6 protein-coding genes are annotated in these 4569 nt (G+C 72.0%); 1 reads left to right on the forward strand and 5 read right to left on the reverse strand.

Annotation, left to right across the window (positions count from 1 at the left end):
- From DQW85_RS13240 to DQW85_RS13260, 5 genes are all read right to left on the reverse strand, one after another.
- On the reverse strand, positions 1–799 hold a 799-nt coding region (locus DQW85_RS13240; protein WP_162794949.1), incomplete at its 3' end, for a carboxylesterase family protein.
- A gap of 4 nt (positions 800–803) precedes the next feature.
- Complete coding sequence (locus DQW85_RS13245) at positions 804–1739, reverse strand: MBL fold metallo-hydrolase (RefSeq protein ID WP_113700620.1); 936 nt, start codon at positions 1737–1739, stop codon at positions 804–806.
- Positions 1740–1873: 134 nt separating this feature from the next.
- Positions 1874–2383 carry a DUF2867 domain-containing protein gene (locus DQW85_RS13250; protein ID WP_113700621.1) on the reverse strand — a complete coding sequence of 170 codons (510 nt, stop codon included), beginning with the start codon at positions 2381–2383 and terminating at the stop codon, positions 1874–1876.
- Positions 2384–2413: 30 nt separating this feature from the next.
- Positions 2414–2947, reverse strand: coding sequence for a TetR/AcrR family transcriptional regulator (locus DQW85_RS13255; RefSeq protein ID WP_113700622.1), 534 nt, complete (start codon positions 2945–2947; stop codon positions 2414–2416).
- Between the two features lie 60 nt (positions 2948–3007).
- Entirely contained in the window at positions 3008–4054 is a 1047-nt protein-coding gene (locus DQW85_RS13260) for a class I SAM-dependent methyltransferase (RefSeq protein ID WP_113700623.1), read from the reverse strand.
- Positions 4055–4201: 147 nt separating this feature from the next.
- Here DQW85_RS13260 and DQW85_RS13265 point away from each other — a divergent pair.
- The coding region (locus DQW85_RS13265; RefSeq protein WP_205315092.1) for an AfsR/SARP family transcriptional regulator at positions 4202–4569 on the forward strand (368 nt) is incomplete at its 3' end.

Consider the following 4569-nt stretch of genomic DNA (forward strand, 5'->3'; position numbering starts at 1 on the left):
CGGCGACGGTCGGCTCGACACCGGCCGCGGCGGCCAGCGCCTCGGTCACCCTGCGGGCCTGGGCCGGCACGAGCGCGCCGAGGCCGTTGCCGCTCTGGCTGATCGCCCGGTGGAACAGCCCCGCGGCCGGGGGCGAGGCGAGCAGCGCCCCGACGATGGTCGCGCCGGCCGACTGGCCCATGACGGTGACGTGCCTGGGGTTGCCGCCGAACGCGCCGATGCCGTCGCGGACCCAGCGCAGAGCGGCCAGTACGTCGAGCAGGCCCCGGTTGTCCGGTGCGCCGTCCAGGTGCAGCCAGCCGGCTGCGCCGAGGCGGTAGTTCAGCGTCACGACGACGATGCCCTGCCGGGCCAGCGCGGTGCCGTCGTAGGCCGCGGCGGCTCCGGTGCCGGACAGAAAACCACCGCCGTGCACGAACACCAGGACGGGAAGCCGCCGCGTGGGCGTGGCGGGAGTCCAGACGTTGACCGTGAGGTAGTCGTCGGCGTCGGGCGATGACGTCCCGTTCCGCGTCGTGTCCGGATCGGCGGGACGCCACGGCGTGCCGCTCAGGGCGGTCATGTCGAGCTCGCCGATCCGGTCGCGAGGAGGAGCCGGCGCCACGGCCGAGGCCCGGGTCGCTTCCCGGACCTCGCGCCACGGTGACGGAGCCGCGGGTGCGGCGAAGCGGGCCGCCCCGTGCGGGGTCGCCGCGTACGGGATGGCGCGGAAGACGGCGACGCCGTCACACCACTCGCCGCGCACGGGTCCGTACGGCGTCGCCGCTTCCGGCCGGGGAGCGGTGGGTTCGCTGGACATCGGGTCAGACCTCCGCGAATCCGGCCCAGCCGCGCACCGCGAACCCGGCGCCGTCGCGGGTGATCTCCGCCGCACCGGGCCCGGGGAAGTGGGTCGGCAGCACGAGCGCCGTGTTGTCGGCCGCCCAGGACAGCACGCGGCGGCGGGTCTCGCTCGCCGCGCGCTGGTCCTCGTCGAAGCACGAGTGCAGGTCGGGGTCGAGCAGTTGCACCGGCGTGTGGAGCATGTCGCCGACGAACACCGCGTGATCGGTGCCGGAGCGCAGGGTCAGCACCGACGATCCCGGCGTGTGCCCGGCCCGCAGGTCGAGGCGCAGGTTCTCGTCGATGACATACGAGTCCTCCCACAGCTCCGCCCGGCCGGCCTCCAGGATCGGCGCGACGCTGTCCTCGTACATGTTCTGGTTGCCGAACTCGGCGGTGAGCCCGCCGACGACCGCCTGCTTGCTGTGGCCGTTGAGCGGGTTCCAGTACGCGATGTCGGCCTGGTTGATGAGGTAGCGCGCGTTCGGGAACGTGGGCACCCAGGCGCCGTCGGACAGGGTGGTGTTCCAGCCGACGTGGTCGGCGTGCACGTGGGTGTTGATGACCAGGTCCACGTCCTCGGGCGCGACCCCGACCGCGGCGAGCCGGTCCAGGAAGTCCGTCTCCAGGTAGCTCATGAGCGGGAAGTACGGCCGGTACTTGCCGTTGCCGATGCCGGTGTCGACCAGGATGGTCCGTCCGGCGCTGCGCAGCACCCACGTGTTCATCGCCGCCCGGTAGAGGTCGGCCTCGGCGTCCCAGAAGTGCGGATCCAGCCACTCGCGGTGCCGTTCCCACAGTTCCTGTGGCCCCTCGGGCAGGATCATCGCCGGAGGGGCGATCGCCCCCTCCCATTCCACCACGCGGCTGATCTCGACGTCGCCGAGCCGGATCGTGCCGGCTTTGGTGTCCGCCATGACGGTTCCCCGCATTCTTTGACCGGCGACCCCCCGTGGGCCGCTCGGATGCAATGCTGCGGTCGGTGCCGGTGACGGGACCACGCCGCGCCTAACGTACGCATGGCAGGGTCAGGCTCGCGGCTGCTGATCAGCTACATCTTCTGGAGTGAGCGTGCGCCCGCGCGGGTCATGGCGCTGACGATCAAGTGGTGAAAGGGGCGTATCAGGTTGAAGTAGAGCGGGCCCGTCCAGCGGTGATATTTCACCACGGTCACCACCTCGAACCTGCTGCGACCGTCCGGCGCCGGCCCGGTGACGACCGCGAGCAGGCCCGTCAGATGCGTGTCGGCCGCCTCGAGGACGAGGTAGCGGTCCTCGGCGGCGGCCACGACGGTGAAGAACGCGATCCTGTCGCCTGGGGTGAACGAGATCTCCTCAGCGCGCAACCGCCCGCCCACGGTGACCTGCGGGTGGCGCAGCCGCAGCATCCTGGCGAGGACCGCCCTCGCGCGGAACAGCCCCCTCACCCAGCCGGGCTGCCAGCTCATGGCGCCCGCGACGAACTGCCGCAGGCTCGCCCGGGACTCGGCGGTCTTCACGTCGACGTGGTCTGCTCCGGACAGCAGATCGGCCAGTTCGGGGGTGCTGCCGATGATCGTCATGACTGGACTCCTCGGTCCGTTCGGGGGTGTTCAATCCAGGAGGGGAAGGAGCACGCCGTACATCTCCCGCATCTCGGCGGGCGGGAGCGGGGGCATGAGGTGCGCACCTCCGATCAGCGCCAGATACAGCAGCGTGGCCATCCTCGACGGCGTGGCGTGGCCGGCCTCCTCGCACAGTCCGCGCAGGTAGCCGATCCGGGTCGCGTCCACGCGCTCTTGTACGGCCGCCGCTTCGGGATCCTGCTTCGCCCAGGCCCGCATCGCGATCTCCAGCCCCGGGCCGGTGTCCTTGACCGCTTCCGCGACGACCCGCTCCAGCCTCTCGCGCGCCGTGAGGCCGCCTGCCCCTTCCACCGCGTCGATGATCGCGGTCGTGTACTCGGCCTCGAAGTGGGCGAGCAGCCTGGTCCGGAACTTCGGCATCGACCCGAAGTGGTGGTAGAACGCGCCCTTCGACATCCCCATGCGCTCGCACAGCCGCTCCAGCGTCACCGCCGGTGCGCCCTGCTCGGCGAGCAGCTTCAGGCCCTCGTCCAGCCACGCCCGCGCGCCGTCGCCTCTCATGGTCCTCCGGCTCCATACCAAAAGGTTTGGTATGGAGCCTAACACCCACCGACGGCGGTCCTACGGGCGGATCTCGTACACCAGGTTGAACGGGGTCTGCACGGCCCGCCGGAACCGCGTGAAACCCGCTTCGGCGACCACCTCACGGATCGCCGCCTCGCCGGCCTGCGCGCCCAGCGCGTAGCCGCCCGGCTGGGAAAGGCCGTTGGGCACGCAGAGGAACGTGGAAGCGCTGTAGTACAGCCGTCCCACCGGGTTGAAGTTCTCCTCGACCTTGTCCGACGCGAACGGCTCGACCAGCAGCCACGTGCCGTCCGGAGCGAGCGCTTCCCGCACCCGCCGGGCGGCCCCGAGCGGGTCGCCCATGTCGTGCAGGCAGTCGAACATGGTCACCAGGTCGTAGTCCGTGCCGGTGAAGGTGTGCGCCGTGGCCACCTCGAAGCTGAGCCGGTCGGCCAGCCCGGCGTCCGCCGCGCGCTTGCGCGCCAGCGCGATCGACTCGGCGTGGTAGTCGGATCCGACGACCGTGGTGCGCGGGTACGCCTGGGCGAGGAGCGTCGAGGACGAGCCGAGCCCGCAGCCGACGTCGGCCACCCGGCCCCCCGCGGCGAGCTTCGCCTCGACCCCGTCCAGCGCCGGGATCCAGCTCGGGATCAGCTCGGCCACGTAGGCGGGCCGGTAGAACGCGTCGCATCCCACGAAGACGTCCTCGTCCTGCTCGTGCCAGCCGACACCCGCACCGGTGCGGAACGCCTCGGTGATCCGCGGCTCGGCGCGCAGCATTCCCAGCGAGATGAGGAACGCCGCGGGCGCGTTGGGGCCGTCCGGGTCGGCCAGGCAGAACGCCTGCTCCTCGGTCAGCGAGAACCTGCCGCTCTCCGGTTCGTAGCCGACGTACCCGCCGGCGGCCTGGCCGCGCAGCCACTCGGTGAGGTAGCGCGGATGGCACCCGGTGCGCTCGGCGAACTCCTCCGGCGTCGCGGGACCCTCCGCGAGGGCGCTGTAGAGGCCGAGCCGCTGGCCGATCACGACGGAGCCGGCGGCGTCGGTCGCCGCCAGGTCGCTCACGATACGGCCCAGGAACTCGGTCACCTTGTCCTGGTCCATGCCTGCTCTCCTTCCTGCCGGACCGGCTCGTACCGGTCACGGGAGAAAGCCTCGACGCGCCCTCTCTCGCGGCACTCGCACGCGCTATCTTCGTCCTAACAGGCACTGTTCATGCAGGTCACGGGGATGCCGCAGATGGGAGGTGCCATGGCAGCCGGCCCCGCGCCGCCGACGGTCCGGGTGGAGGTGCTCGGCCCGCTGCGGCTCCTTGTGGACGGCGCCCCGGTGGACGTGCCCGGTCCGAAGCGGCGTGCGGCGCTCGCGCTGCTCGCGCTCGCCGAGGGCCGGATCGTGACGCTCGATCGCCTCGTGGACGCGCTCTGGCCGTCGGAGGTGCCCGAGTCGGGACGTCAGGCCCTGCACAACCACGTCTCCCGGCTGCGCGCGCACCTCGGCCCGGCGGCGGCCCGGCTGGAGACGCGGCACGACGGTTACCGCCTCGCACTCGGCGATGACGAGCTGGACGTGGCGCAGGCGCGGGCGTCGCTCGCGACGGCCCGCGCGACCGCGCGGCG

Origin of the sequence: Nonomuraea lactucae, assembly GCF_003313395.1 — a bacterium.
Lineage (GTDB): Bacteria > Actinomycetota > Actinomycetes > Streptosporangiales > Streptosporangiaceae > Nonomuraea > Nonomuraea lactucae.

What these genes read in the sequence shown, in the direction of transcription:
- DQW85_RS13245 (WP_113700620.1), bottom strand. Translation starts at nt 1,739, where the DNA reads ATGGCGGACACCAAAGCCGGCACGATCCGGCTCGGCGACGTCGAGATC.
- DQW85_RS13250 (WP_113700621.1), bottom strand. Translation starts at nt 2,383, where the DNA reads ATGACGATCATCGGCAGCACCCCCGAACTGGCCGATCTGCTGTCCGGA.
- DQW85_RS13255 (WP_113700622.1), bottom strand. Translation starts at nt 2,947, where the DNA reads ATGAGAGGCGACGGCGCGCGGGCGTGGCTGGACGAGGGCCTGAAGCTG.
- DQW85_RS13260 (WP_113700623.1), bottom strand. Translation starts at nt 4,054, where the DNA reads ATGGACCAGGACAAGGTGACCGAGTTCCTGGGCCGTATCGTGAGCGAC.